Annotated in this window: 28 protein-coding genes (1 of these 28 only partly in view); 9 read left to right on the forward strand and 19 right to left on the reverse strand. The window is 60.9% G+C overall.

The features are described 5' to 3' along the window. Nucleotides 1–958 carry the 3' portion of a peptidoglycan DD-metalloendopeptidase family protein gene (locus K5K89_RS26340; protein WP_222540511.1) on the forward strand. Its footprint begins 461 nt before the window's first position, so only the last 958 of its 1,419 coding nucleotides appear in the window; its start codon lies off the left edge, out of view; the stop codon is at nt 956–958. Nucleotides 959–960: 2 nt separating this feature from the next. Beyond that, entirely contained in the window at nt 961–2,052 is a 1,092-nt protein-coding gene (locus K5K89_RS26345; RefSeq protein WP_222540512.1) for an anhydro-N-acetylmuramic acid kinase, read from the forward strand. Between the two features lie 67 nt (nt 2,053–2,119). Here K5K89_RS26345 and erpA read toward each other — a convergent pair whose 3' ends face one another. Continuing rightward, nucleotides 2,120–2,470: an iron-sulfur cluster insertion protein ErpA gene (gene erpA / locus K5K89_RS26350; RefSeq protein ID WP_003176443.1), complete on the reverse strand. Its 351-nt coding sequence runs from the start codon at nt 2,468–2,470 to the stop codon at nt 2,120–2,122. 165 nt (nt 2,471–2,635) lie between these two features. Further along, on the reverse strand, nt 2,636–3,670 hold the full coding sequence (argC, locus tag K5K89_RS26355) for an N-acetyl-gamma-glutamyl-phosphate reductase (protein ID WP_222540513.1): 1,035 nt from the start codon (nt 3,668–3,670) through the stop codon (nt 2,636–2,638). 136 nt (nt 3,671–3,806) lie between these two features. Between argC and hemJ the strand changes: the two genes are divergently transcribed. The 6 genes from hemJ to coq7 all read left to right on the forward strand — a co-directional run bounded on the left by hemJ (nt 3,807) and on the right by coq7 (nt 8,255). Next, nucleotides 3,807–4,235 (forward strand): protoporphyrinogen oxidase HemJ, encoded by a 429-nt coding sequence (gene hemJ, locus K5K89_RS26360; protein ID WP_071490210.1) that lies wholly within the window; start codon nt 3,807–3,809, stop codon nt 4,233–4,235. A 24-nt stretch (nt 4,236–4,259) separates the two neighbouring features. After that, the gene (locus tag K5K89_RS26365; RefSeq protein WP_222540514.1) at nt 4,260–5,222 is read left to right on the forward strand and encodes an NAD(P)H-dependent flavin oxidoreductase; all 963 of its coding nucleotides are present in this window, start codon (nt 4,260–4,262) and stop codon (nt 5,220–5,222) included. 69 nt (nt 5,223–5,291) lie between these two features. Then, a complete protein-coding gene (locus K5K89_RS26370; protein WP_092242347.1) occupies nt 5,292–6,254 on the forward strand; it encodes a DUF805 domain-containing protein in 963 nt (320 codons plus the stop codon). Nucleotides 6,255–6,317: 63 nt separating this feature from the next. Then, complete coding sequence (locus K5K89_RS26375; RefSeq protein WP_092242344.1) at nt 6,318–7,106, forward strand: SDR family NAD(P)-dependent oxidoreductase; 789 nt, start codon at nt 6,318–6,320, stop codon at nt 7,104–7,106. A gap of 46 nt (nt 7,107–7,152) precedes the next feature. Further along, the gene (locus tag K5K89_RS26380) at nt 7,153–7,491 is read left to right on the forward strand and encodes a histidine triad nucleotide-binding protein (protein WP_071490214.1); all 339 of its coding nucleotides are present in this window, start codon (nt 7,153–7,155) and stop codon (nt 7,489–7,491) included. A 116-nt stretch (nt 7,492–7,607) separates the two neighbouring features. Continuing rightward, nucleotides 7,608–8,255: a 2-polyprenyl-3-methyl-6-methoxy-1,4-benzoquinone monooxygenase gene (gene coq7 / locus K5K89_RS26385; protein ID WP_015886151.1), complete on the forward strand. Its 648-nt coding sequence runs from the start codon at nt 7,608–7,610 to the stop codon at nt 8,253–8,255. A gap of 55 nt (nt 8,256–8,310) precedes the next feature. On the opposite strand, the gene K5K89_RS26390 is transcribed toward coq7, so the two are convergent. Then, the gene (locus K5K89_RS26390) at nt 8,311–8,733 is read right to left on the reverse strand and encodes an OsmC family protein (protein WP_003210947.1); all 423 of its coding nucleotides are present in this window, start codon (nt 8,731–8,733) and stop codon (nt 8,311–8,313) included. 248 nt (nt 8,734–8,981) lie between these two features. On the opposite strand from K5K89_RS26390, the gene crp reads away from it, so the two are divergent. Then, complete coding sequence (gene crp / locus K5K89_RS26395) at nt 8,982–9,626, forward strand: cAMP-activated global transcriptional regulator CRP (RefSeq protein WP_071490216.1); 645 nt, start codon at nt 8,982–8,984, stop codon at nt 9,624–9,626. On the opposite strand, the gene K5K89_RS26400 is transcribed toward crp, so the two are convergent. The 16 genes from K5K89_RS26400 to K5K89_RS26470 form a co-directional block, all read right to left on the reverse strand. Further along, nucleotides 9,623–10,321 (reverse strand): biotin/lipoate A/B protein ligase family protein, encoded by a 699-nt coding sequence (locus tag K5K89_RS26400; protein WP_222540515.1) that lies wholly within the window; start codon nt 10,319–10,321, stop codon nt 9,623–9,625. The two genes, crp and K5K89_RS26400, sit on opposite strands and share 4 nt — an antisense overlap. After that, nucleotides 10,321–11,157: an indole-3-glycerol phosphate synthase TrpC gene (trpC, locus tag K5K89_RS26405; RefSeq protein WP_071490218.1), complete on the reverse strand. Its 837-nt coding sequence runs from the start codon at nt 11,155–11,157 to the stop codon at nt 10,321–10,323. Before trpC ends, K5K89_RS26400 begins: the two co-directional genes overlap by 1 nt. Then, complete coding sequence (gene trpD / locus K5K89_RS26410; protein ID WP_071490219.1) at nt 11,154–12,203, reverse strand: anthranilate phosphoribosyltransferase; 1,050 nt, start codon at nt 12,201–12,203, stop codon at nt 11,154–11,156. Before trpD ends, trpC begins: the two co-directional genes overlap by 4 nt. 9 nt (nt 12,204–12,212) lie before the next feature. After that, the gene (locus K5K89_RS26415; RefSeq protein WP_071490220.1) at nt 12,213–12,806 is read right to left on the reverse strand and encodes an aminodeoxychorismate/anthranilate synthase component II; all 594 of its coding nucleotides are present in this window, start codon (nt 12,804–12,806) and stop codon (nt 12,213–12,215) included. A 9-nt stretch (nt 12,807–12,815) separates the two neighbouring features. Next, a complete protein-coding gene (gene trpE / locus K5K89_RS26420; protein WP_222540516.1) occupies nt 12,816–14,297 on the reverse strand; it encodes an anthranilate synthase component I in 1,482 nt (493 codons plus the stop codon). A gap of 70 nt (nt 14,298–14,367) precedes the next feature. Further along, nucleotides 14,368–15,186, reverse strand: coding sequence for a phosphoglycolate phosphatase (locus tag K5K89_RS26425; protein ID WP_222540517.1), 819 nt, complete (start codon nt 15,184–15,186; stop codon nt 14,368–14,370). Next, nucleotides 15,183–15,857, reverse strand: coding sequence for a ribulose-phosphate 3-epimerase (rpe, locus tag K5K89_RS26430; RefSeq protein ID WP_071490223.1), 675 nt, complete (start codon nt 15,855–15,857; stop codon nt 15,183–15,185). The genes K5K89_RS26425 and rpe overlap by 4 nt, the downstream gene beginning before the upstream one ends. An 84-nt stretch (nt 15,858–15,941) precedes the next feature. Beyond that, nucleotides 15,942–17,090, reverse strand: a complete 1,149-nt coding sequence (locus tag K5K89_RS26435) for an iron-containing alcohol dehydrogenase (protein WP_071490224.1) — start codon at nt 17,088–17,090, stop codon at nt 15,942–15,944. A gap of 155 nt (nt 17,091–17,245) precedes the next feature. Continuing rightward, nucleotides 17,246–18,070, reverse strand: coding sequence for an ABC transporter permease (locus K5K89_RS26440; protein WP_015886162.1), 825 nt, complete (start codon nt 18,068–18,070; stop codon nt 17,246–17,248). Nucleotides 18,071–18,082: 12 nt separating this feature from the next. Then, nucleotides 18,083–19,330 carry an ABC transporter permease gene (locus tag K5K89_RS26445; RefSeq protein ID WP_071490225.1) on the reverse strand — a complete coding sequence of 416 codons (1,248 nt, stop codon included), beginning with the start codon at nt 19,328–19,330 and terminating at the stop codon, nt 18,083–18,085. A 90-nt stretch (nt 19,331–19,420) separates the two neighbouring features. Continuing rightward, nucleotides 19,421–20,257 carry an IS3 family transposase gene (locus tag K5K89_RS26450; RefSeq protein ID WP_071489093.1) on the reverse strand — a complete coding sequence of 279 codons (837 nt, stop codon included), beginning with the start codon at nt 20,255–20,257 and terminating at the stop codon, nt 19,421–19,423. After that, nucleotides 20,254–20,556, reverse strand: coding sequence for a transposase (locus K5K89_RS29105; RefSeq protein ID WP_014717988.1), 303 nt, complete (start codon nt 20,554–20,556; stop codon nt 20,254–20,256). Before K5K89_RS29105 ends, K5K89_RS26450 begins: the two co-directional genes overlap by 4 nt. A gap of 89 nt (nt 20,557–20,645) precedes the next feature. Then, the gene (locus K5K89_RS26455; RefSeq protein WP_071490226.1) at nt 20,646–21,686 is read right to left on the reverse strand and encodes an ABC transporter substrate-binding protein; all 1,041 of its coding nucleotides are present in this window, start codon (nt 21,684–21,686) and stop codon (nt 20,646–20,648) included. A gap of 44 nt (nt 21,687–21,730) precedes the next feature. Then, a complete protein-coding gene (locus tag K5K89_RS26460; protein ID WP_058424775.1) occupies nt 21,731–22,843 on the reverse strand; it encodes an ABC transporter ATP-binding protein in 1,113 nt (370 codons plus the stop codon). Nucleotides 22,844–23,068: 225 nt separating this feature from the next. Continuing rightward, complete coding sequence (locus K5K89_RS26465; RefSeq protein ID WP_071490227.1) at nt 23,069–23,698, reverse strand: response regulator transcription factor; 630 nt, start codon at nt 23,696–23,698, stop codon at nt 23,069–23,071. An 18-nt stretch (nt 23,699–23,716) separates the two neighbouring features. Further along, a complete protein-coding gene (locus K5K89_RS26470) occupies nt 23,717–25,711 on the reverse strand; it encodes a histidine kinase (RefSeq protein WP_222540518.1) in 1,995 nt (664 codons plus the stop codon). Between the last annotated feature and the right edge of the window lie 61 nt (nt 25,712–25,772).

The raw sequence follows: 25,772 nt of genomic DNA on the forward strand, positions 1-25,772 counted from the left end.
GCTCGAATTCGAGTTCACCCCCGATGGACAACTGAACAACCTGCACAGCAATGTCAGCGACCTCGAAAGCATTACCCTGACAAAGGGCGCCAAAGGCTTTGCCTTCAATCGGATCACTACCAAGCCGGTCATGCGCTCGGCCTATGTACACGGGGTGATCAACAGCTCCCTGTCACAGTCGGCGGCCCGGGCAGGCCTGTCCCACAGCATGACCATGGACATGGCCAGCGTGTTCGGCTACGACATCGACTTCGCCCAGGACATCCGCCAGGGCGACGAATTCGACGTGATCTACGAGCAGAAAGTCGCCAACGGCAAAGTCGTGGGCACCGGCAACATTCTCTCCGCACGCTTCACCAACCGCGGCAAGACCTACACCGCCGTGCGCTACACCAACAAACAAGGCAACAGCAGCTACTACACTGCCGATGGCAATAGCATGCGCAAGGCCTTCATCCGCACCCCAGTGGACTTCGCTCGTATTAGCTCGCGTTTCTCCATGGGTCGCAAGCATCCAATTCTGAACAAAATCCGCGCCCATAAAGGCGTCGACTACGCCGCCCCGCGCGGCACGCCGATCAAGGCAGCCGGCGACGGTAAAGTCCTGCTGGCAGGACGTCGTGGCGGCTATGGCAATACCGTGATCATCCAGCACGGCAATACCTACCGCACCCTGTATGGCCACATGCAAGGCTTTGCCAAGGGCGTGCAAACCGGCGGCACCGTGAAACAAGGCCAGGTGATCGGCTATATCGGTACTACCGGCCTGTCCACCGGCCCACACTTGCACTATGAGTTCCAGGTCAATGGCGTTCACGTCGACCCACTGGGCCAGAAGCTGCCTATGGCCGACCCGATCGCCAAGGCCGAGCGTGCCCGCTTCATGCAACAGAGCCAGCCGTTGATGGCGCGCATGGACCAAGAACGCTCCACCCTGCTGGCTTCGGCGAAGCGTTAAGTATGGCGCTCTATATTGGTGTGATGTCCGGGACCAGCCTTGATGGCCTGGACATCGCCTTGATCGAGCAGTCCCCGGCGATCAAGCTGATCGCTACACACTACATTCCCATGCCCGATACCTTGCGCACTGAGCTGCTTGCTCTTTGCGCCAGCGGGGCAGATGAGATCGCTCGCTCAGCCATCGCCCAGCAGAACTGGGTGAAGCTTGCCGCTCAAGGTATTCACGCTTTACTCGACCAACAAAACCTCAAGCCCCAGGACATTCGCGCAATTGGCAGCCATGGCCAGACCATCCGCCATGAACCCGCACGGGGCTTTACCGTACAGATCGGCAACCCGGCCTTGCTCACCGAGCTTACAGGCATCACCGTGGTCAGCGATTTCCGTAGCCGCGACGTCGCCGCCGGCGGTCAGGGCGCCCCACTGGTCCCTGCGTTCCATGAAGCGCTATTTGGCGAGCACAGCGGTAACCGTGCCGTATTGAATGTGGGAGGTTTCAGCAACCTCAGCCTGATTGAGACCGGCAAACCTGTAGCCGGCTTCGACTGCGGCCCAGGCAATGTCCTGCTGGATGCGTGGATTCACCAGCAACGCGGTGAACACTTTGATCGTGATGGCCAGTGGGCGGCCAGCGGCAAGGTCGAGCCAGCTCTACTCAACGCCCTGCTCAGCGACCCTTTCTTCGTGACCACGGGCCCCAAGAGCACCGGCCGCGAAGTGTTCAATCTGGAATGGCTGCACCAACACCTGGGTCGCTTACCAACATTCGAGCCTCAGGATGTTCAGGCCACGCTACTTGAGCTGACCGCCCTGACCATCATCGAATCCCTGCAAGCCGCCCAGCCCCAGACCGAAACACTGCTGGTGTGTGGCGGAGGCGCCCGCAACACCACGCTGATGAACCGCCTGGCCGCCCTGCTACCATCGACTCAAGTCAGCAGCACCGCCACCTACGGAGTAGACCCCGACTGGGTCGAGGCCATGGCCTTCGCATGGCTGGCCCATTGCTGTCTCGAAGGTATCGCCGCCAACCGCCCAAGCGTCACCGGGGCACGAGGACTTCGGGTACTGGGCGCCATCTACCCGACCTAAAATCTCCGCACAGCAAAACGCCGCTTGGCCTATCACAGCCAAGCGGCGTTTTTGCATCCGTTGCCGATCAGATCGAGAACGAAGACCCGCAACCACAGGTGGTGGTAGCGTTAGGGTTCTTGATCACAAAGCGTGAACCCTCCAGACCTTCCTGGTAATCCACCTCGGCACCGGCCAGGTATTGGAAGCTCATCGGGTCCACAACCAGGCTTACGCCTTCGCGTTCAACGATGGTGTCATCATCGGCTACATCTTCATCGAAGGTAAAACCGTACTGAAACCCTGAACAACCGCCGCCCGTAACGAATACGCGCAGCTTCAAGCGATCATTACCCTCTTCATCGACCAGGCTCTTCACCTTGTGCGCAGCACCGTGGGTGAATTGCAAAGCCGTGGGGGTGAAGGATTCAACGCTCATGCTGATAATCTCCCGGCGTAGCGCCGCCATATGCGTAATGGTCGGCATTATCCGCTTCTCCTAGAAAAGCGGTCAACTATTGTTACGGTATATCAATCTGCGCTGTCGCCATTAAAAACACAAAAGGCCCGATCAACGGGCCTTTTGCTTAGCGACTCAACCGCCTTAAGGCAGCATGCCCGCGTGGGACAGCCCCAACTTCTCATCCAGGCCAAACAGGATGTTCATGTTCTGCACCGCCTGGCCGGACGCGCCCTTGACCAGGTTATCGATCACCGACAACACCACGACCAGGTCACCGTCCTGCGGGCGATGCACAGCAATCCGGCACACATTGGCACCGCGCACGCTGCGGGTTTCCGGGTGGCTGCCGGCCGGCATCACATCGACGAACGGTTCGTTGGCATAGCGCTTTTCGAACAGCGCCTGCAGGTCGACCGAGCGATCGACCACGGTGGCGTACAACGTGGAGTGAATACCGCGGATCATTGGGGTCAAGTGTGGGACGAAGGTCAGGCCCACGTCCTTCCCAGCCGCGCGACGCAGCCCCTGGCGAATTTCTGGCAAGTGACGGTGACCTTTCACCGCATAGGCCTTCATGCTTTCCGACGTCTCGGAGTACAGCGAACCAACCGCCGCACCACGACCGGCACCGCTGACGCCTGATTTGCAGTCCGCGATCAAGCGCGAAGCGTCCGCCAGCCCCGCTTCCAGCAAGGGCAGGAAGCCCAACTGTGTAGCCGTCGGATAGCAGCCCGGTACAGCAATCAGGCGCGCTTGCTTGATCTGTTCACGATTCACTTCCGGCAGGCCGTACACCGCCTCTTCCAACAGCTGCGGCGCGCCGTGCGGCTGGCCATACCACTTGGCCCACTCATCAGCGTCCTGCAGACGGAAGTCCGCCGACAAGTCGATCACCTTGGTGCCGACGGCCAACAACTCGCCTGCCAGGGCGTGGGCAACACCGTGCGGGGTGGCGAAGAACACCACGTCGCAGCCGCCCAGGGTCTTGATGTCCGGAACACTGAACGCCAGGCCGTCGTAATGACCGCGCAGGTTCGGGTACATATCGGCCACGGCCAGCCCGGCCTCGGATCGGGAAGTGATGACCACCACCTCAGCTTGCGGATGCTGAGCCAACAGACGCAGCAATTCGACACCGGTGTAACCCGTGCCGCCGACGATACCGACCTTGACCATAAACCTGCCCTCAACGAACCCACTGGAAAGCCGTCGATAATAGGGGTCGTATCGTCCTGCGACAACCGCCAACGTGACGTATGGGCGCATGAGCCACTACTATCCTCAGTTACCGTGAACCTGGGAATAACTAGAAATGCTCTATCTATGGATCAAAGCCTTCCACATCGTCAGCGTCGTCTGCTGGTTTGCCGGGCTGTTCTACCTGCCACGCCTGTTCGTCTACCACGCCCAAAGCGAGGACACCGTCAGCAAAGAGCGTTTCAGCGTCATGGAGCGCAAGTTGTATCGCGGCATCATGGGGCCGGCGATGATCGCCACGTTGATTTTCGGCGGCTGGCTGATCTATCTGAACCCAGGCATCTTTCATTCGGGCGGGTGGATTCACGCCAAGCTGACCCTCGTCGTACTGCTCATTGGCTACCACCATATGTGCGGCGCGCAGGTAAAACGCTTTGCCCGTGGCGAAAACACCCGCAGCCATGTCTTTTATCGCTGGTTCAATGAAGTGCCCGTTCTGATATTGCTGGCTATCGTAATTTTGGTCGTGGTCAAACCGTTCTAACTTCAATTACTTGGGGTACCTCCAATGTCGCTGCCCGCTCTGCTTGAACAACGTCTGCGCCTGCCCGTCGTGGCGGCGCCGATGTTCCTGATTTCCAACCCGCAACTGGTCCTGGCGTGCTGCCGCAATGGGGTGGTCGGGAGTTTCCCGGCGCTTAACCAACGCGAAAGCAGCGGGTTCAAGGCCTGGCTGGAGGAAATCGAAGCGGGCCTGGCGCTGCTGGACAACCCCGCGCCCTATGCCGTCAACCTGATCGTGCACAACAGCAATCCCCGCCTGGAGGCAGACCTGGCGATTTGCGTTGAGCATAACGTGCCCATCGTCATTACCAGCCTGGGTGCCGTCAAAGAGCTGGTGGACGCGGTGCACAGCTACGGTGGCCTGGTGTTCCACGATGTCACCACCCGCCGCCATGCCGAGAAGGCTGCCGAGGCCGGTGTGGACGGCCTGATCGCCGTAGCCGCCGGCGCCGGTGGCCATGCCGGCACCTGGAGCCCATTCTCACTGATTGCCGAGATCCGCCAGTTCTTCGACAAAACCCTGCTGCTAGCCGGCTGCCTCAATCACGGGCACGAGATTCTCGCCGCCCAACTGCTCGGTGCAGACCTGGCCTATTTCGGCACGCGCTTTATCGGCACTACCGAAAGCCAGGCACCGGATGCGTATAAAGAGATGCTGCTCACATCGCGCGCCGCCGACATCGTGCACACTCCCGCTGTCTCCGGCGTGCCCGCCAGCTTTATGCGCCAGAGCCTGGAAAACGCCGGTTTCGACCTCGCCGCCCTGCAAGGCAAAGGCGAGGTCAACTTCGGCTCCAAGCTCAAGCCGTTGAGCGACGAGGTCAAAGCCTGGAAGACTGTATGGTCTGCTGGCCAAGGCGTCGGTGAGATTGATGATTTGCCCAGCGTCGATGAACTCGTTGCGCGCCTGGATGCCGAATACCGCAAGGCACGCGAACAGGCGGCACAACTGCGCTGGCCACGTTGACCCAACTGCCAGGCCTGCTGATTAGACGGGCCTGCACTACCTCCCTGAACAAGTGACAAGGAAGCCCGCATGAGCGACAACCGTTTCAAGATTGTGTTTGATGGAGCCTTGCTCCCGGGTGTCGAAAGCACCACGGCCAAACTGAACCTGGCCGAGCTGTTCAAAAGTGAAGTCGAAGCCATCGAAAAGCTCTTTACCGGCCGCCCGGTTGCGCTCAAGCGCGACCTGTCTCGCCCGGATGCGGAAACCTACCTCACCGCGCTGAAAAACGCCGGTGTCGACGCGCGCATTGAGCCCGAACAGCCTGTGGCCTTCAGCCTGGCTGAAACTCACGAGACGGATTCCGGCCCTTCTGGTTTCGCGCGTCCGGATGCCTCGCCTTATGCGCCTCCGCGCGCGGCGGTGGGTGATGACTTGCCCGAGTACGCCACCCTCAAAGTCTTCACTATCCATGGGCGGATCGGCCGCCTGCGCTACCTGGCATGGACCCTGGTGTTGACCCTGGCGATGCTGGTTGCAGGTGGCATCATCAGCACCGTCAGCTTTGCCGTGGCTACCGCCTCGCCGATTGCGGGCACCATCATCGGAGTACTGCTGGGTCTCGCGCTGTTTGTGGCGCTGGTATGGGTCAGTGTACAAATCGGCGTGCAGCGCCTGCATGACCTGGGCTGGTCGGGCTGGTTGTACCTACTCAACCTGGTGCCATTGGTGAACAGTGTCTTCCCGATCCTGTTGCTGGTACTGCCGGGCAATGCAGGCGCCAACCAGTATGGTGCGCCACCGCCACGTAACTCCACCGCTGTAAAAGTCCTGGCCACGCTGTGGTTGGCGTTTATTCCAGTCATGCTTGCCATCGTGGTGACCTTGGGCATGAACGGTTACCTGGACCAGCTCGAAGCCAACGTGGACAGCAGCTACGAAAGCAGCTCCATCACCTCCGACGAAGACGCCGACCAGGCGGCAACCGTCGAAGAAGACGAAGCGCAGAGTGCTGACGAAGCGGGCGAACCTGTAGACTCTCCAGAACAGTGAAGAAACGCCCCCGGCCTGTGATGCCTCTGTCACAGGCGCGGCGGCGTTGCGATGGAGAAAGGCATGACCCGTTACGCTCTGATCACCGGCGCCTCCAGCGGCATCGGCCTGGCCCTGGCCGAAGCACTCGCCCGTCGCGGCCGCAGCTTGATTCTGGTGGCCCGCCAGCGTGATCAGTTGGAAAGCATTGCAATCGAATTGACCCAACGCTTTGGCGTCGAAGTGCTGTTCCGGGCCTGCGACCTGGGCGAGCCACTGCGCTTGTCCGGGTTCCTGCTGGAGCTTGAAGAAGGCGAGCGGCAGATCGACCTGCTGGTGAACTGCGCCGGCATCGGCACCAGCGGGCCGTTCCTGGCCCAGGACTGGATGACCGAACAGGACCTGATGGAGGTCAACATCCTGGCCCTGACCCGAATGTGCCACGCACTCGGCAATGCCATGGCGCTGCACGGCGGCGGTCAGATTCTCAATGTGGCGTCCATCGCGGCGTTCCAGCCCGGCCCGTGGATGAGCACTTATTACGCCAGCAAGGCCTATGTGCTGCATTTCTCCGAAGGCTTGCGCGAAGAACTGAAAACCTGCGGCATCAAGGTCTCGGTGCTCTGCCCCGGCCCGACACGCACCGCGTTCTTCGGCACCGCGCAGATGGACACCGCCAGGCTCGACCGCAGCCAACAGCTGATGAGCCCCGAAGAAGTGGCGCTCTACACCGTACGCGCACTGGAAAAGAACAAAGCCATCATCATCCCCGGCCGTCGCAACCGCTGGATCGCCTTCAGCCCGCGTTTCAGCCCACGCTGGCTGACCCGCAAGATCGCCGGCGCCATCAACAAGGCCTATTGCCCACGCTGACGGGCTGGGTACACTCATCCTGCACTTTCATAATGGAGAAACAGCTGTGGATACTCTGTTCACCAAGATCATCAACAGAGAAATACCCGCGGATATCATCTACGAAGATGATCAAGTCCTGGCGTTCAAGGACATCTATCCGGCGGCGCCCGTGCATTTCCTGGTCATTCCCAAGAAACACATCCCCACGCTCAATGACCTGACTGAAGAAGATAAAGCCCTGGCCGGTCATATCCTGTTCACCGCCCAGCGCCTGGCTGTAGAACAAGGGTGTGAAGAAGGTTTCCGGGTGGTGATGAACTGCAACCCGAAAGGCGGGCAGACCGTTTATCACATCCATATGCACGTGCTGGGTCAGCGCCAGATGAACTGGCCGCCGGGCTGATCAGCCTTTCAGCAAAGGTCGCAGCCCAGCCTGCGACCCCATGCCCTTGACGCAACGCAAACGCTTGCCCCTCTCTTGCGGTAAACTGGCCGCCGAGATTCTTCCCGGAGGTCAGCATGACTACCCAACGTCACTACTCGCCGATTGACCGTCTGTTGCTGCAAGCCGACATGGCCATGCGTACGCTGCTGCCCTTCAGCGGCCAGCCGTATCGCCCCTCGCCCGCCATCGTGCAGCCCGACGCGCAGATGAGCGAGACCGAGACCCGCCATGTCGCCGGCTTGATGCGCATCAACCATACCGGCGAAGTCTGCGCCCAGGCGCTGTACCAGGGCCAGGCGCTGACCGCCAAGCTGCCGCAGGTGCGCGCAGCCATGGAGCATGCGGCCGAGGAAGAAATCGATCACCTGGCCTGGTGCGAGCAACGCATCCGCCAGCTGGGCAGTCACCCGAGCGTGTTGAACCCGCTGTTTTACGGTTTATCGTTTGGGATCGGCGCCGCGGCCGGCCTGATCAGCGACAAGGTCAGCCTGGGTTTTGTCGCAGCGACTGAACATCAGGTGTGCAAACACCTGGACGAACATCTGGAACAACTGCCGGCCGAAGACGAAAAGTCCCGTGCCATTCTTGAGCAGATGCGCATTGATGAAGAACATCACGCAGAAAGCGCGCTGGATGCCGGTGGTTTTCGCTTCCCGGCGCCAGTGCGGTTTGGCATGAGCCTATTGGCCAAGGTCATGACTAAAAGCACGTACCGAATCTGAGCCAAAAGAAGGGCGCTATCACAGCGCCCTTTCTTTTTGCCCGCCGATTGAGCGATCAACCCAACTCAATTATCTCGTAATCATGGGTAATGGCCACCCCGGCCGCGCCCAGCATGATCGACGCCGAGCAATACTTCTCCGCCGACAGTTCGATAGCGCGCTTCACCTGCGCCTCTTTCAGCGCCCGGCCCTTCACCACGAAATGCATGTGGATCCTGGTGAATACCTTGGGGTCTTCAGTGGCACGCTCGGCCTCCAGGAAAGCTTCGCAGCTTTCCACGGCCTGGCGGGATTTCTTCAGGATGCTGACCACGTCGAAATTGCTGCAACCGCCTACGCCCAGCAGGAGCATTTCCATCGGGCGTACGCCCAGGTTACGGCCACCGGCTTCCGGCGGGCCATCCATGACCACCACATGGCCACTGCCCGACTCACCGAGGAACATGGCTTCGCCCGCCCATTGGATGCGTGCCTTCATCGCCCAGACTCCACTGCTAAAAAAGGGTCGCCAGCTTAGCACAGGGCCCACCTGCGTCAGCGTTTGCAACAAAAGCGATCAAAAGCAGGCTTTGCGCGGAAAATTGGCTAATCGAGTCAGAATGTGTCTGTTAAGCTGACGCCAAATCGATGGCGTAATGCCACCCTTTTATACAGCGCGTATCAATGCCGATACCCGATGAATACAACAACTCCAACTATTTAGCGCAGTCTTTTCGGGATACAACCATGGTTGCCCTTACTCCCATACCCAAAATCAAGAATCTCGACAAACTGTTGATGCATTGCCAGCGCCGCCGCTACCCGGCCAAGCACAACATCATCTGCGCCGGCGAACGCTCCGAAACCCTGTTCTTCATTATCAAAGGCTCGGTCACCATCCTGATCGAGGATGAAGACGGCCGCGAAATGATCATCGCCTACCTGAACACCGGGGATTTTTTTGGGGAGTTGGGGTTGTTCGAACAAGCCGGCAAGGAACAGGAACGCAGCGCCTGGGTGCGTGCCAAGGTCGAGTGCGAAGTGGCCGAGATCAGCTACGCCAAATTCCGCGAACTGGCCCAACAAGATCCCGACATCCTTTATGTCCTCAGCGGCCAGATTGCGCAACGCCTGCGGGACACCACGCGCAAAGTCGGCGACCTGGCATTCTTCGACGTCACCGGCCGTGTTGCGCGCTGCCTGCTTGACCTGTGCAAGCAACCGGACGCCATGACCCACCCCGATGGCATGCAGATCAAGGTCACGCGCCAGGAAATCGGGCGCATTGTCGGCTGTTCACGGGAGATGGTCGGACGCGTGCTCAAAGACCTGGAAGAACGCAACCTGGTGCACGTCAAAGGCAAGACGATGGTGGTGTTCGGTACCCGTTAAACCGGCAGGAAGCTGGCCAACATCTGGCGGTACAAGGTGTCCAGCCGGCTGATCGCATCGGGCGCCGGGAAGGCTTCGTGCAGGGCGATATGGCTGTCGGCACGCACCCGCTGTTCAAGACCGCAGGCTTCATTGAAGCGGTTGACCGCCGCGATCAGGTCTTCGCGATCGTTTTCCAGCAACAGTGCACCGTGCACCAGGCCCACCGGGCGCCCCCCGCTTTGACGCCAGCGCTGGGCAGTGCCAACCATTTTCCGGCCATTGAGATTGACGTTGTAGCGACCGTCGCAAAATGCGCCGTCGACCTCGCCGACAGACGCATCGCCGCCCAACTCGATCAGCAAGTCGCAGATCGGCTGACATAAACGCAGGTAACCGGTTTCGATACGATTCTGGTCGCCCTCACTGCGCGGCGGGGCGTAGACCAGGGCGATGTTGACTGTGGCACTCGACTGCGGCACCGGCTCACCGCCGGTTTCACGCAGCAGCACCGGCCAACCCGCATCGGCTGAAACCTGGCTGGCGGTTTCAAAGGCCGGCAAGCGGCTCAACCGACGCGGCATGACCAAAGCCTGATCGCTGGGTTGCCAGAACAACAACCCATACTCCCGCTCACCTGCGCAAACAGCCGCCAGCAGGTCTTGCTCGGCGGCAAGTCCTGCTTCGACGGTCATCGCCACCGGCTGCGTCATCATCAATCCAGCGTCGAACCGCTGACCGCCATGCCCCGCTCCGGGAAGAACAGGCGCTGCAATTCAGCCCCCGGGTTCTCGGCACGCATGAAGGTCTCGCCCACCAGGAACGAGTACACGCCACTGATCTCCATCAACTCCACATCGGCACGGTTGACGATGCCACTCTCGGTGATCACCAGACGGTCACGCGGAATCCGCGGCAACAGGTCGAGGGTGTTTTCCAGGCTGACTTCGAAGGTGTGCAGGTTACGGTTGTTGACCCCCACCAGCGGTGTGTCGAGGGTTTTCAAGGCGCGTTCCAGCTCATCGCCGTCATGCACTTCCACCAGCACGTCGAGGCCGACGCTTTTGGCGACGGCAGCCAACTCGGCCATCTTCACGTCATCCAGCGCGGAAACGATCAGCAGCACGCAGTCGGCGCCCAGGGCACGGGCTTCGACGATCTGATACGGGTCGACCATGAAGTCCTTGCGGATCACCGGCAACTTGCACGCGGCGCGGGCCTGCTGCAGGAACAGGTCGGAACCCTGGAAGTAGTCGATATCGGTCAGCACGGACAGGCAAGTCGCCCCTCCCTTCTCATAGCTGACGGCGATTTCCGATGGCACAAAGTGTTCGCGGATCACGCCTTTGCTCGGCGAGGCTTTCTTGACCTCGGCGATCACGGCCGGTTGCTTCTGCTTGGCCTGGGCGATCAGTGCATTGGCGAAACCACGCGGTGCATCGGCGATCTTTGCCTGGGCTTCCAGCTCGGCCAGGCTCACGCGGGCGCGCCGCTCGGCAACTTCTTCAGCCTTGCGGGCCAGGATTTTTTCCAGAACGGTCGGCACACTCATCCTTCATTCTCCATCTTGAATACTGCGGTGAATGCTCCCAGCTCTTCGAGCTTCTCACGAGCCAGACCGGTGTGCAGCGCATCGTGGGCCAAGGCAACACCCTCCTTAAGACTATAGGCGTGGTCGGCTGCATAAAGTGCCGCGCCAGCATTCAAAACAATCATCTCGGCGGCTTTCTGACCGTTCTCGGTCTTGCGACGGCCCAAGGCATCACGAATCAGTTCCAGGGAGGCCGCCGGGCTTTCCACCGCCAGGCCGTGCAGGCTCTGGCTCTTCATGCCCAGGTCTTCCGGCTCGACCCAATACTCAGTGACCTGGTCATTTTTCAGCTCCGCCACGAAGGTCGGTGCCGCCAGGCTGAATTCGTCCAGGCCGTCCTTGGAATGCACCACCAGCACATGCTTGCTGCCCAGGCGTTGCAGTACTTCGGCCAATGGCCGGCACAGCGCCTGGCTGAACACACCCACGACCTGGTGTTTCACACCGGCCGGATTCGTAAGCGGGCCGAGCATGTTGAACAGGGTACGAAGGCCGAGATCCTTGCGCGGGCCGGCGGCATGCTTCATCGCACCGTGGTGGGATTGGGCAAACATGAACCCAATACCGACATTGTCGATACAGCGCGCCACTTGGATCGGGGTCAGGTTCAGGTAGATCCCCGCCGCTTCCAGCAAGTCGGCGCTGCCACTCTTGCCGGAGACCGCGCGGTTACCGTGCTTGGCCACGGTGCAACCCGCCGCCGCCACCACAAACGAAGAAGCCGTCGACACGTTGAAGATGTTCGCACCGTCACCGCCGGTGCCGACCACGTCGACCACACCATCGAGGGTCTTGAGCTCGACCTTGTCCGCCAGCTCGCGCATGACCGACACGGCGCCGACGATTTCGTCGATGCTCTCGCTCTTCATGCGCATGGCCATCATGAACGCGCCGATCTGCGCGTCGGTGCATTGACCGGTCATGATCTCGCGCATCACATCGCTCATTTCAGCAGTGCTCAGGTCCAGGTGGCCGACGATACGGCTCAGGGCAGTCTTGATATCCATGGAAAGTCCTTAGCGCGTGCCGCCGCTCTGCTTGAGAAAATTGGCGAACAGCTCGTAGCCCTGCTCGGTCAGGATCGATTCGGGGTGAAATTGCACCCCTTCGATATTCAGTGTCTTGTGGCGCAGGCCCATGATCTCGTCGACCGAGCCGTCCTCCAGTTGGGTCCAGGCGGTCAGTTCCAGGCAATCCGGAAGGGTTTCGCGCTTGACCACCAACGAATGGTAGCGGGTCACGGTCACCGGCAAGTTAAGCCCATGGAACACGCCCTGATCATGATGGAATACCGGACTGGTCTTGCCGTGCATCACCTGGCGTGCACGCACCACGTCACCGCCAAAGGCCTGGCCGATGGACTGGTGGCCCAGGCATACGCCCAGGATCGGCAGCTTGCCGGCGAAATACTGGATCGCCTCCAGGGAAATACCCGCCTCGGTCGGCGTGCACGGGCCTGGCGAAACCACGATGCGCTCCGGGTTCAGGGCGGCGATCTCGGCGACGGTCAGTTCGTCATTGCGCACTACCTTGACCTCGGCACCCAACTCGCCCAGGTACTGCACAACGTTGTAGGTAAAGGAATCGTAGTTATCAATCATCAGCAACATGGGGGAACCTCAGGAATTGGGGGTCTGTTCAGCCAGCGCAACGGCGCGGAACATCGCGCGGCGCTTGTTCAGGGTTTCTTCCCATTCGAGGGCCGGCACCGAGTCGGCGACAATCCCGCCACCGGCCTGCACGTGCAGCTCCCCGTCCTTGATCACGGCGGTGCGGATCGCAATGGCCGTGTCCATGTTGCCGTTCCAGGCGAAATAACCCACGGCACCGCCGTAGACTCCACGCTTGACCGGCTCCAGCTCGTCGATGATTTCCATCGCGCGGATCTTCGGCGCACCCGACAAGGTGCCCGCCGGCAGAATCGCGCGCAACGCATCCATCGCCGTCAAGCCAGCCTTCAGCTCGCCGGTAACGTTGGACACGATATGCATCACGTTGGAATAACGCTCGATCACCATCTTCTCGGTGAGCTTCACCGAACCGATTTCCGAGACACGCCCGGTGTCATTACGACCCAGGTCGATGAGCATCAAGTGCTCGGCGATTTCCTTGTCGTCGCTCAGCAGGTCTTCTTCCAGCGCCAGGTCAGCTTCTTCGGTTGCACCCCGTGGGCGCGTGCCGGCGATCGGGCGCACGGTGATCAGGTTGTCTTCGACGCGCACCAGCACTTCCGGCGAACTGCCCACCACGTGGAAGTCACCAAAGTTGAAGAAGTACATGTACGGCGTCGGGTTGAAGCAACGCAGCGCCCGGTACAGATCGATCGGCGCGGCCTTGAAGTCGATGGACATACGCTGCGACGGCACCACCTGCATGCAGTCGCCGGCGAGGATGTATTCCTTGATGGTATCGACGGCCCGCTCGTAGTCATCCTGGGTAAAGCTTGAACGAAAGATCGGGTCGGCCGCCGGCGGACGGCTGAGGTCCAGGCCGCGACGCGGGGTGATCGGCTGGCGCAGTTTTTCCAGCAGGGCTTCGAGGCTGGCCCGGCCTTGCTCGAACGCATCGGCCTGGGACGGGTCGGCCAGCACGATCGCGTGCATCTTGCCGGCGAGGTTGTCGAACACCACGACCGCATCGGAGACCATCAGCAGAATGTCCGGCACGCCCAACGGGTCCGGGTTCGGGCATTTGCCCAAACGTTTTTCCACATAACGCACGCAGTCATAACCGAAGTAACCCACCAGGCCGCCGTTGAAGCGCGGCAGGCCGGCAATGGTCGGCACGTTGTAGCGCGCCTTGAAGGCTTCGACGAACGCCAACGGGTCTTCGACATCATGGTTTTCGATCTCGACGCCATCATGGGTAATGCTCACATGATGGTCATGTACCCGCAGCACCGTGCGGCACGGCAGGCCGATGATCGAGTAACGCCCCCACTTCTCGCCGCCCTGTACGGACTCGAGCAGGTAGGAGTTAGGCTCATCGGCCAGTTTCAGGTAGATCGACAGCGGCGTGTCGAAGTCGGCCAGGGTTTCGCAGGCCAGGGGAATGCGGTTGTAGCCGGCAGCGGCCAAACGCAGGAATTCTTCGCGGGTCATGATATGCCTCGTGGCTTGAGGGTCTAACAGTCAGGTATGCAAACGTGCCGCAGGGCGCGGCCAGGAACAGTCAGGCGCGCCAACGCCAGCGGGCCAGGGCCTTGATGACTTTCATCCAGAGTTTGCGAGTGACCACCACGATGGAATTTCCAGAAGGGGACGGATCGGTGTCGAGCAACGTTATCTCAGCGCCCGCTCCCAAGCAACCGGGGATTAACAGGCGCAGGTCATCAATCACCATCGACGGCGACTCTTCGGCGATCGGCCGACCATGGTTATAGCCGTAGCTGAGGGCCACGCACTGCACGCCCGCGGCCTTCGCCGCCTGCACATCACTGCGTGAATCGCCGACAAACAACGACTGGGAGGCCGGGATATTGGCCATTTTCATCACGAAAAACAGCGCCGCCGGGTCGGGTTTTTTCTGCGGCAGGGTGTCGCCACCGATGATCCAGCGGAAATACCGACCGATTTTCATCTGGTCCAGCAGCGGCGCGACGAAGCGTTCCGGCTTGTTGGTGATCAGGGCCATTTCCACGCCCTGCTTGCTCAGCCATTTGAGGGTGTCACGTACGCCGGGGTAGACCACGGTCAGTTCATGGCCGTCTTCATAGGCAGCGTTGAACAGCTCCAGGGCGTGTTCAGCCTCGACGTCATCCACGCCTTCGGCGTCGATATTATTAGCCAGGGCGCGGCGCACCAGCATCTGCGCACCGTTGCCGACCCACTCACGCACCGACTCGATCCCGGCCGGTTTGCGCCCCAGCTTGAGCAGCATCTCGTCCACCGCCGCCGCCAGGTCGGGCACCGAGTCGATCAAGGTACCGTCCAGATCGAACATCACCAGCCGTGGCAGTTTGCCGGGGAACAGCTGCTCAAAGCCGCTCATGGACGTGCCAGCGCCAGTTCGGCACGCATCTTGTCGATGACTTCCTGATAGTCCGGCGCGTTGAAGATCGCCGAGCCGGCCACGAAGGTGTCGGCGCCCGCTGCGGCGATTTCGCGGATGTTGTTGACGTTGACCCCGCCGTCGATCTCCAGGCGGATGTCGCGACCGGAAGCATCGATCAGCGCGCGAGCTTCACGCAGCTTGTTCAGGGTGCCCGGGATGAACTTCTGGCCGCCGAAGCCTGGGTTGACGCTCATCAGCAGGACCATGTCGACCTTGTCCATCACGTACTCAAGCACACTCAACGGCGTGGCCGGGTTGAACACCAGGCCCGCCTTGCAGCCGCCTTCACGGATCAGTTGCAGGGTGCGGTCGACGTGCAGCGAGGCTTCCGGGTGGAAGGTGATGTAGGTCGCGCCGGCTTCCACGAAGTCGCCGATGATGCGATCCACCGGGCTGACCATCAGGTGCGCATCGATCGGCGCGGTGATGCCGTACTTGCGCAGCGCCGCACACACCATCGGGCCGATGGTCAGGTTGGGCACGTAGTGGTTGTCCATGACGTCGAAGTGCACGAAATCGGCACCGGCGGCCAACACCTTGTCCACTTCCTCACCCAGGCGGGCGAAATCGGCGGAGAGAATCGATGGAGCAATAACGAAGGGCTGCATGACGCACCTTTTTTGAGCTAAATCACGATGGCGCGCATTGTATACCTCATGCTTTGCCGCGCGCACCGTGACCTGGCTCAACGGCTAGTAAGCCGCCCGGTAGATTTTCTCGATATCGGCGGCGCTGAGCTTGCGCGGATTGTTACGCATCAGCCGCTCAATGCCTGCCGCCTCAACCGCCATCGCCGGGATCGCGTCCTCGGGCACGCCGAAACTGCGCAGGCCTGCCGGAATCTCGACGGCGGCACACAGTCGCGTCATCGCGTCCACTGCCTGATCGGCCGCATCGTTGACGCTCAAGCCGGTGACATTCACGCCCATGGCCTGTGCAATCTCCTGCATGCGCTCCACACAGGCCAATTTGTTCCAGTGCATCACATAGGGCAGCAACAGCGCGTTGCTCACCCCATGGGCAATGTTGAAACGCCCACCCAACGGGTACGCCAACGCATGCACCGCGCCAACCCCGGCGTTACCGAACGCCATGCCGGCCATCAGGCTGGCGGTGGCCATGTCGTCACGTGCCTGCAGGTTGGCCGGGTTGGCGTAGGCCTTGGGCAGCGCCTTGGCAATCAACTTGATCGCGCCGATGGCCAGCGCATCAGTGATCGGCGAGGCATTCAGCGACAAGTAGGACTCGATGGCGTGCACCAGCGCATCCACACCACTGGCGGCGGTAACGCTGCGCGGGCAGGTGAGGGTCATTTGCGGGCTGATCAAGGCCACATCCGGCAGCAGGTAGTCGCTGACGATGCCTTTTTTCAGCTGTGCGGCCTTGTCGGAGAGGATCGCCACATTGGTCACCTCCGAACCGGTGCCGGCCGTGGTCGGGATGGCGATCAACGGCGGGCCCTTGCGCGGCACCTGGTCGACGCCAAAGAGGTCCGCCAGCGCACCGTGGTAACCGGCATAGGCGGCTACGCTTTTGGCGATATCGATGGCGCTGCCGCCGCCCAGGCCGATCAGGCCGTCATGCCCGCCCTCGCGGTAAACGCGCATACAGTCCTCGACGATGGCGATTTCCGGGTCGGGCAGTACGCGGTCGAAAATCTCGTAGGTGCGCTCGCCCAAGTGTTCGAGGGCCAGCGCCACGGTGCCGGACTTGACCAGCGCGGCGTCGGTGACGATCAGCGGGTTGTCCACATCCAGGCGCGTGAGTTCAAAGGCCAGTTGTTCGATGGCGCCAGCGCCGGTCAGCAGTTTGTGGGCGATCTTGAATGAGGAAGTACTCATGTGCGCGGCCTCTTATTAAGTGATGGGCTGGCACAAGAGTAGCTCGGAAACCTGGGTTGCCTAGCATTCAGAGGCTGAATGGTGATTTCCAACACAACACAAAACCATGTGCGAGAGGGCTTGCCCCCTCCCACACTTGAATCTCCAGCAGGCCGTTAGACTGCCGCGGTGCGCAGTTTCTCGCTACGCCCGCGCAGCCATTCCAGAGTCAGCAACAGCAATACCGAGAAGGCAATCAACAAGGTTGCCGCCGCCGCAATCGTCGGGCTGAGGTTCTCGCGGATGCCGCTGAACATCTGACGCGGCAGCGTCGCTTGCTCAGGGCCGGCGAGGAACAGCGTCACCACCACTTCATCGAACGACGTGGCGAAAGCAAACAGCGCCCCGGAAATCACCCCCGGCGCAATCAACGGCAAGGTCACTCGGCGAAACGCCGTCAACGGCGAAGCCCCGAGGCTCGCCGCCGCCCGCACCAGGTTATGGTTAAACCCCTGCAACGTGGCCGACACCGTGATGATCACAAACGGCACGCCCAGCACCGCATGCACCACGATCAACGAGAAGAAGCTGTTACCCAGTCCCAGCGGTGCAAAGAACAGGTAGCTGGCCACACCGATGATCACCACCGGCACCACCATCGGTGAAATCACCAGTGCCATCACCAGCGCCTTGCCGGGGAAGTTGCCACGGGTCAGGCCGATGGCCGCCAGGGTGCCGAACACCATCGCCAGCACCGTGGCCGCCGGGGCGACGATGATGCTGTTCTTGAGTGCACGCATCCACTCGGCCGAGGCAAAGAAGTCCTGGTACCAGTGCAGCGAAAAGCCTTGCAGCGGGTACACCAGGAAACTGCCGCTGTTGAACGACAGCGGAATGATCACCAGCACCGGCAGGATCAAGAACAACAGGATCAAGCCGCAGAGGATCCGCAAGCTGTAGAACCAGACCCGTTCAACGGGCGACATGTAAGGGCTCAGCATCGCAAGGTCTCCTCAGCTCAGGCGCAGGCGACTGGCGCCCACCAGCCGGTTGTAGATCAGGTACAGCACCACGGTGGCCAGCAGCAGCAAGCCACCCAGTGCCGTCGCCATGCCCCAGTTGATACTGGTGTTGGTGTAGAACGCCACGAAGTAGCTGACCATCTGGTCGTTCGGGCTGCCCAGCAGCGCCGGGGTGATGTAGTAACCAATCGCCAGGATGAACACCAGCAGGCAACCGGCGCCGACGCCGGCATAGGTCTGCGGGAAGTACACGCGCCAGAAGCTGGTGAACGGGTGGCAACCCAGGGAAATCGCCGCACGCATGTAGGTGGGCGAAATGCCCTTCATCACGCTGTAGATCGGCAGGATCATGAATGGCAGCAGGATGTGCACCATCGAGATGTAGACCCCGGTGCGGTTGAACACCAGCTCCAAGGGTTTATCGATCAAGCCCATGCCCATCAAGGCGCTGTTGATCAGGCCGCCGGACTGCAGCAACACGATCCACGCCGCCACCCGCACCAGGATCGAGGTCCAGAACGGCAGCAACACCAGAATCATCAGCAAGTTACTCTTGCGTGCCGGCAGGTTGGCCAGCAGATAGGCCAGGGGATAGGCCAGCAGCAAGCAGATGGCAGTGATTACCAGGCCCATCCAGAAGGTACGGGCGAAGATGTCCAGGTAGATTGCCTGGTCAGGTGTGGCCGGCGCGATTTCGCCGAGGTCGTCGATGCGATGATCGACGGCCGCCAGGAGGTAGAACGGTGTCAGGCTGCTGGTATTGCGCCGGATCGCCTGCCAGTACGCCGGGTCGCCCCAGCGTTCGTCGAGGTTTTCCAACGCTTCTTTATAAGAGCCGGGCGCTTCACTGAACGGCAGCGCCCGCGCGGTTTTGGTCAGCAGGCTACGGTAGCCGGCCAGTTCCATGTTCAAGCGCTTGGACAGATCGCCCAGGGTCTGGTTTTTGCGCGCTTCGCCCAGGTCCTCGCTGAGGGCCTGGTACACCGGTTCACCCGGCAAGCCACGGCCATCCCAGGCCGTCACCGCGACCACGGTACGCGGCAAGCCGCCCACCACTTCCGGATTGCCGACGCTCTTGAACAGCAAAGCAACGATCGGCACCAGGAACACCAGCAACAAGAACAGCACCAGCGGCGCAATCAAGGCCTGGGCCTTCCAGCGATTGAGCCGCTCGGCACGCGCCAGGCGCTGCTTGAGGGTGGGGCTGTTGACCTCGTTCGAGGGAACGGCGATGGCCATGGCTGACTCCGAATCTTAAAGATAAATACAGACCCCCTGTGGGAGGGGGCAAGCTGAACTGGTCAAGTAATCTTGGACACCGATTAAGGTTCATGCCGCCAACCTTTCCTTCGCGACCGGCGACCGGTAGTCGTTGTAGCTGTGAGGCCTGCTGATGTTGTAGCGCGAGACATAGCGCTGCACATCTGCCCGGGCCTCATGCTCCAGTTTGTAGCCCGTTTCAGGAACCCACTCGGATTTCAAACTACCAAAGAAACGCTCCATCGGGGCGTTGTCCCAGCACTCGCCTTTACGGCTCATACTTTGCCTAAACCCATGCTTCACAAGCGCGTTTCGGAATTTATGGCTGGTGTACTGGCAACCTTGGTCAGAGTGAAACAACACATCCTCGGGATGGCCGCGTAGCTCAACTGCCATGCGTAGTGCCTCGCAGGTCAGGTTGGCATCCGAAATCATCGAGAACGACCAGCCTACGATCCTGCGAGCGTACAGATCCAGAACGGCGGCGAAGTACATCCAACGCTTGCCGACCTTGATGTACGTTACGTCGCCACACCACACCTGATTAACCGCCGTCACATCAAATTTCCGCTTGAGCACATGCGGCGCCACCAAGGCCTCCACGCCCGGCGACTTGTACTTATGGCGCCTGCGCTGACGACTAGCGATGCCAGCCTCGCGCATCAAATTGCGAGCCATGTAACGTCCGACACGATGTCCTTTGGCTTGCAGCTCCTTGGACAAGGTACGTGCGCCCGCCGACTCTCTCGACGCCTTGTGGTGCCTGACCAGCGCGGCTTTGAGCTTTTCCCGCTCAGGATTTGCTCTGCCCTGGCGCTGGCGCCAGGCATAGAAGCTGCTGCGGTTAACCCCGAACGCCCGGCAACACCTTTTAACGCCGTACTGCTCGTCCAGCTCATCGATCAGCGTGAATGATCTTTGGCGTCCAAAAGCAGGAGAGCACTGGCCTTTTTTAAGATTTCAATGTCCAGGTCTTTCTCCCTGAGCAGGGCTTTGAGTCTCTGGATCTCTCGTTGATCAGCGGTAATTGCCTTGGCTCCCACCGGAGTCGAGCCCAAGCGTTCTTTTTGCACTTGATCGACCCAACGGCGCAGAGCAGTAGGACCAATATCCAGGCTGGCACAGACCTCGGTAACCGGCTGACCTTCATCCAGCACCATGCTGGCAGCCTTGAGCTTGAACTCACTCGAATAAGATTTACGCATATCCAAACACCTCAGATTTGGGCGCTATCATAGCGCCCGATTGAAGTGTCCAAAATCATTAGGCCAGTTCAAGCCCCCTCCCACATGAGTTACTTGGCCGCCCAGGAATTGAAGCGTTGCTCCAGTTGCTCGCCGTTATCCGCCCAGAAGCTCACATCGATCTGCACCTGGTTGGCGATGTTTTCCGGGGTGGTCGGCATGTCCTTGAGGATGTCCTTGGCCAGCAATGGCACAGCTTGGGTGTTGGCCGGGCCGTAGGCGATGTTTTCCGAGTAGGTCTTCTGCTGCTGAGGCTGTACTGAGAAAGCGATGAATTTCTTCGCCGCTTCGGCACGGTCCTTGGCCAGGCCTTTAGGGATGGCCCAGGCGTCGAAGTCGTAGATGCCGCCGTTCCACACCACTTTGAGGTTGCTTTCTTTCTGTACGGCGGCGATGCGGCCGTTGTAGGCCGAGCTCATCACGACGTCACCGGAAGCGAGGTACTGCGGCGGCTGTGCGCCGGCTTCCCACCACTGGATCGACGGCTTGAGTTCATCGAGTTTCTTGAATGCACGGTCCTGGCCATCTTTGCCGGCCAGCACTTTGTACACGTCTTTCGGCGCCACACCGTCGGCCATCAGGGCGAACTCCAGGGTGTACTTGGCGCCTTTACGCAGGCCGCGCTTACCCGGGAATTTCTTGGTGTCCCAGAAATCTGCCCAACTGGTGGGGGCGGAGGTGAGTTTGTCGGCGTTGTAGGCGAGCACGGTCGACCACACGAAGAAGCCCACGCCACATGGCTGGATCGCGCCCTTCACGTAGTCGGCGGTGTTGCCGAACAGTTTCGGGTCCAGCGGCTCGAACATGTCTTCGTCACAGCCACGGGAGAGTTCCGGCGATTCCACTTCCACCAGGTCCCAGGACACGCTCTTGGTGTCGACCATGGCTTTCACCTTGGCCATTTCACCGTTGTACTCACCGGCGACGATCTTGCCATTGCCCGCGCTTTCCCAAGGTGCGTAGAACGCCTTGACCTGGGCCGCCTTGTTCGCGCCACCGAAGGACACGACCGTCAGGTCCGGGCCTGCCATGGCCTGGGTTGCGCCGATCAAGCCAATGGCCAGCGCCGAATACTTAAGGGATCTCAACATTGTTGTTCTCTCCACGTGCAGGGTTGGTGAAGCCAGGGGGGCGATCAATTCGCCTCTAGAAGTGGGTCGAGTGCGCGAACGTGCTCGACTTGCCAGCCAATCGGTACCACGTCGCCGACCGCCAGGGCTGGGTCCAGCTCGGCAATCGGTTGTTTCACGAAAAAATCGGTCTTGCCGCAGACTTCCAGGCGCACGCGCACGTGGTCGCCCAGATAGATGAATTCCGCCACCCGCCCCGAGAAACGGTTGACGCAGCTCTCGCTGGAACCGTTGAGGCTGACGCGCTCCGGGCGCACCGACAGGGTCACCGGGCCACCGACCTGGCCGACATTCACCGCCAGTGCCTCGACCTTCTCGCCCCGTGCCAGCTCCACCACGCAGCGCTCGCCGGTGTGGCTGTGCAGGCGACCATTGAGGCGGTTGTTCTCACCGATGAAGTTGGCGACAAAGGTGTTCTTCGGCTCTTCGTACAAGGTGCGCGGCGCGGCGATCTGCTGGATCTCGCCTTGATGGAATACCGCCACGCGGTCAGACATGGTCAGCGCTTCGCCCTGGTCATGGGTCACGTACACCACAGTCACGCCGAGGCGTTGGTGCAGGTGCTTGATCTCCATCTGCATGTGTTCGCGCAGTTGCTTGTCGAGGGCGCCGAGGGGTTCGTCCATCAGCACTAATTGCGGTTCGAACACCAGCGCCCGGGCCAGCGCTACGCGCTGCTGCTGGCCGCCGGAGAGTTGTGCCGGGTAACGTTGGGCGAAGGCATCGAGCTGGACCATGCTCAACACGCGTTTGACCCGCTCGCTGATATCGGTCTTGCTCAAGCCCCGCACCGACAGCGGGAACGCCAGGTTCTCGGCGACGGTCATGTGCGGGAACAAGGCGTAGTTCTGGAACACCATGCCGATATCGCGCTTGTGCGGTGGCACGTTGTTGATGGACCGCCCGGCCAGCTGGATTTCACCGGCGGTCGGCGTCTCGAAGCCGGCGAGCATCATCAGGCTGGTGGTCTTGCCCGAACCGGAAGGCCCGAGCAGGGTGAGGAACTCGCCCTTGCGAATCTCCAGGTTGAGGTCTTTGACGATCAGGTTCTCGCCGTCGTAGCTCTTCTGCACGCCACGAAAGCTGACCAGCACATCATTTGAATCCACCTCGCTCATACCCGCACCTTTTTGTTTTGGACTGCTGTGGAACAAGCGTAGTCCAGGCGCCAGCCCCCGGAAATCGGGGGCCAGGAGAGAATTGCATCGGCCGGATGGAAGGTTGGGGGTAGGGATTGCCCTACAGGGATGGCGCGTACGGGACAGCACAGCCGCAAGGGGCGAGCTGCAAGCGGCAAGAATGGGTTTGACGGTGTTTTGGGGGTGTCGTTATTAGATACGTCGCTAGAGGAGCTTGTGCTCCATGGCGTACTTCACCAGTTCAGCCAGTGAGGTGATGTTGAGCTTTTGCATCAACCGCGCCTTGTGCGTGCTGATGGTCTTGCTGCTCAGCGCCAGTTGCTGGGCGATGTCGTTGACGTTGGCACCCTGGGCCAGGCGTTCGAACACCGAGAATTCGCGCTCGGAAAGCAACGAATGCAGCGGCCGGGTATCGGTGAGGCCGACTTCGAAGACCATGCGGTCGGCCAGGTCCGGGTCGATGTAGCGCCCACCGGCCGCCACCTTGCGGATCGCCGTGAGCAACAGCGCCGGGTCACTGTCCTTGGTGGCATACCCGGCGGCGCCAACCTTCAAGGCGCGGGCGGCCATTTGCGCTTCGTCGTGCATCGACAACACCAGGATCGCCGGCGGATTGTTCAGCGCACGGATGCGCGCAATCGCTTCCAGGCCATTGACGCCGGGCATCGAGATGTCCAGCAACACCACCTCGCAAGGCACGTGACGCAAGGTCTCCAGCAACTGCTCGCCATTGCCGGCCTCACCCACCACCAGCAGGTCCTTGGCCAGGCCGATCAACTGCTTGATGCCTTCACGAACAATGGTGTGGTCTTCGGCTACCAGTACACGGATCACAGGGGCTTCCTCTTGGTGTTATGCATCCAACGGCACCGTGACGCTCAGGGTGGTGCCCTCCCCCAACTCGCTGTCCAGACTCAATTGCCCGCCCATGATCAGCACTCGCTCGCGCATGCCTACCAGACCGAACGATACCGGACGGCCCTGGGCCTGGACGAAACCGACGCCGTCATCACTGATGGTCAGCCGCAGATGCGTGCCTTCCACTGCCAGGGTCAGTTCGACAGTATGCGCCTGGGCATGGCGCATCACATTGGTCAGCGCCTCCTGCAGGATGCGGAACAGGCCGATGGCCTTGGCATCGCTCAAGGTCGGCAGGTTATCCGGCACCTGGACCAGGCAAGGGATGTGCGTGCGCGCCTCAAAACGCCGCGCCTGCCATTCGATGGCCGAGGCAATGCCGGCATCCAGAATCGGCGGGCGCAGCGCGGTCGCCACATCGCGTACCAATTGGAATAACTGGGCGATCAGGCGCTTCATGCTGTTCAAGCGCTCGTGCAAACCGGGGTCGAGTTGCGCATAAGCCAGCTCGCACATCGAGGTTTCAAGCTTGAGCACTGTGAGCATCTGCCCGAGTTCGTCGTGCACTTCACGGGCGATACGGGCCTTTTCTTCCTCGCGCACGGTTTCCAGGTGGGCAGAGAGTTCGCGCAACTGCGCTTCACTTTGCAGCAACGCGGCCAACGTCCGGCGCAGCTCGGTGACGTCGTTGAGGTAGACCACCAGGTACTCGGCCTCGGCAAACCGCAGAAAACTCAAGGACACGTTGGTCGGCAGGATGCTGCCATCGGCACGTCGGCAATCGGTGGCAAAGTTCTGCGGGCCGTCTTCGCTGGCCCGCGCGCGTTTCCACAGGTTGAGCCAGCGGTCCATATCCAGGCTTGGATCCAGGTCAGCCAATGGCCGCTCGATCAGTGCACCGGGGCTATAGCCGAGCATGCTTTCGGCGGCACGGTTGGCGTAGCGCACATGGCTGTCCCAGTTGACCCACAAGATGCCCACGGTGCTCTGATCAATGGAAAACTGCGTCAGCCGCAAGGCTTCGGCCCCCGCAGCGCGGGCGGCGCTTTCTTCGCGGGCGGCCAATAACCCATGCTCGAGCACCCGTTGCTGGCGGCGCTGCCAGAACACGACAACCAGGCTGGCGAGCAGAAACAGGCCCAGCAACAGGCTGAGGTTTTGCCACAGGCCTGGGGTTTCCGTCAGGCGTGGATACTTGGGTTGCAGCCAGTGGCTATGCAATTGGTCCAGGTCGCGGGCGGGGATGGCGCGCAAGGCGCTTTCCATGATGCCGGCCAGCTCCGGCCACTCCCGGCGCGTGGCCACCCGCAACAACTGTGGCAGGCCAATATCCCCCACTACCGCCAGCCCGGCGAACTCCGCCTCGCCGGACAAGCGACTCAATTGCGCCTCGTCCACCACCGCATAGCGTGCCTGCTGGCTCACCAGTAGCTGCAGGGCCTGGCGCTCCATTGGCACGCCTTGCAGGTTGAGGCCGGGGTAGGTACTGCGCAGGTAATCCGCCACGGCGCTGGGCATGCGCACGGCAACGCGGGATTGCTCATCGAGTTTCTCCAACTCCACCGCGCCGCCGCCCTCGCGGATGCCGACAATGTGCTGCGGCACACGCATGTAAGGGTCGGTGAACAACCACAGGCGTAAACCGGCCGGGGTTTGTTGCAGGCCGGGGGCGATGTCCACCTCGCCCTCGCGCACAGCGGCTTCCAGTTGCTCCTGGTTGGGGAAGTTGCGCCAGGTCAGCTCGATGTTCAGCGCCTTGGCCAACCACTGCATCAAGTCGACATTCGCCCCGGACAATCGCTGCAAACGCCGGTCGTATTGCGCGTACGGTGCCTGCAATACCAGGCCCACCCGCAGTTCCGGGTGCTGGGCCAGCCACTCGCGTTGCTGCACATTGAGCTGCGCCTGGGGAGTGGCGGGCGCAGGGGCGGCATTTGCGATCAAGGCAAGGCAGCAACAGCCGATAACCAGCAGACAGCGAAAAACCATGATTGACGTCTCACATCACTGACAAATACTGACCAACCCATTAGGCTGCCGGAATCACTTC

Source organism: Pseudomonas sp. DR208, assembly GCF_019823005.1.
Classification (GTDB): Bacteria; Pseudomonadota; Gammaproteobacteria; order Pseudomonadales; family Pseudomonadaceae; genus Aquipseudomonas; species Aquipseudomonas extremorientalis.

Excerpts from the sequence above, each read along its gene's own strand:
- hemJ (WP_071490210.1), top strand. The coding sequence starts at position 3,807 with ATGCTCTATCTATGGATCAAAGCCTTCCACATCGTCAGCGTCGTCTGC.
- K5K89_RS26390 (WP_003210947.1), bottom strand. The coding sequence starts at position 8,733 with ATGAAGGCACGCATCCAATGGGCGGGCGAAGCCATGTTCCTCGGTGAG.
- K5K89_RS26345 (WP_222540512.1), top strand. The coding sequence starts at position 961 with ATGGCGCTCTATATTGGTGTGATGTCCGGGACCAGCCTTGATGGCCTG.
- argC (WP_222540513.1), bottom strand. The coding sequence starts at position 3,670 with ATGGTCAAGGTCGGTATCGTCGGCGGCACGGGTTACACCGGTGTCGAA.
- K5K89_RS26445 (WP_071490225.1), bottom strand. The coding sequence starts at position 19,330 with ATGGCCATCGCCGTTCCCTCGAACGAGGTCAACAGCCCCACCCTCAAG.
- erpA (WP_003176443.1), bottom strand. The coding sequence starts at position 2,470 with ATGAGCGTTGAATCCTTCACCCCCACGGCTTTGCAATTCACCCACGGT.
- K5K89_RS26365 (WP_222540514.1), top strand. The coding sequence starts at position 4,260 with ATGTCGCTGCCCGCTCTGCTTGAACAACGTCTGCGCCTGCCCGTCGTG.
- K5K89_RS26455 (WP_071490226.1), bottom strand. The coding sequence starts at position 21,686 with ATGTTGAGATCCCTTAAGTATTCGGCGCTGGCCATTGGCTTGATCGGC.
- K5K89_RS26435 (WP_071490224.1), bottom strand. The coding sequence starts at position 17,090 with ATGAGTACTTCCTCATTCAAGATCGCCCACAAACTGCTGACCGGCGCT.
- K5K89_RS26425 (WP_222540517.1), bottom strand. The coding sequence starts at position 15,186 with ATGAGCGGCTTTGAGCAGCTGTTCCCCGGCAAACTGCCACGGCTGGTG.
- K5K89_RS26460 (WP_058424775.1), bottom strand. The coding sequence starts at position 22,843 with ATGAGCGAGGTGGATTCAAATGATGTGCTGGTCAGCTTTCGTGGCGTG.
- trpC (WP_071490218.1), bottom strand. The coding sequence starts at position 11,157 with ATGAGTGTGCCGACCGTTCTGGAAAAAATCCTGGCCCGCAAGGCTGAA.
- K5K89_RS26375 (WP_092242344.1), top strand. The coding sequence starts at position 6,318 with ATGACCCGTTACGCTCTGATCACCGGCGCCTCCAGCGGCATCGGCCTG.
- K5K89_RS26415 (WP_071490220.1), bottom strand. The coding sequence starts at position 12,806 with ATGTTGCTGATGATTGATAACTACGATTCCTTTACCTACAACGTTGTG.
- rpe (WP_071490223.1), bottom strand. The coding sequence starts at position 15,857 with ATGCAGCCCTTCGTTATTGCTCCATCGATTCTCTCCGCCGATTTCGCC.
- K5K89_RS26370 (WP_092242347.1), top strand. The coding sequence starts at position 5,292 with ATGAGCGACAACCGTTTCAAGATTGTGTTTGATGGAGCCTTGCTCCCG.
- coq7 (WP_015886151.1), top strand. The coding sequence starts at position 7,608 with ATGACTACCCAACGTCACTACTCGCCGATTGACCGTCTGTTGCTGCAA.
- K5K89_RS26440 (WP_015886162.1), bottom strand. The coding sequence starts at position 18,070 with ATGCTGAGCCCTTACATGTCGCCCGTTGAACGGGTCTGGTTCTACAGC.
- crp (WP_071490216.1), top strand. The coding sequence starts at position 8,982 with ATGGTTGCCCTTACTCCCATACCCAAAATCAAGAATCTCGACAAACTG.
- trpE (WP_222540516.1), bottom strand. The coding sequence starts at position 14,297 with ATGACCCGCGAAGAATTCCTGCGTTTGGCCGCTGCCGGCTACAACCGC.
- K5K89_RS29105 (WP_014717988.1), bottom strand. The coding sequence starts at position 20,556 with ATGCGTAAATCTTATTCGAGTGAGTTCAAGCTCAAGGCTGCCAGCATG.
- K5K89_RS26400 (WP_222540515.1), bottom strand. The coding sequence starts at position 10,321 with ATGATGACGCAGCCGGTGGCGATGACCGTCGAAGCAGGACTTGCCGCC.
- K5K89_RS26470 (WP_222540518.1), bottom strand. The coding sequence starts at position 25,711 with ATGGTTTTTCGCTGTCTGCTGGTTATCGGCTGTTGCTGCCTTGCCTTG.
- trpD (WP_071490219.1), bottom strand. The coding sequence starts at position 12,203 with ATGGATATCAAGACTGCCCTGAGCCGTATCGTCGGCCACCTGGACCTG.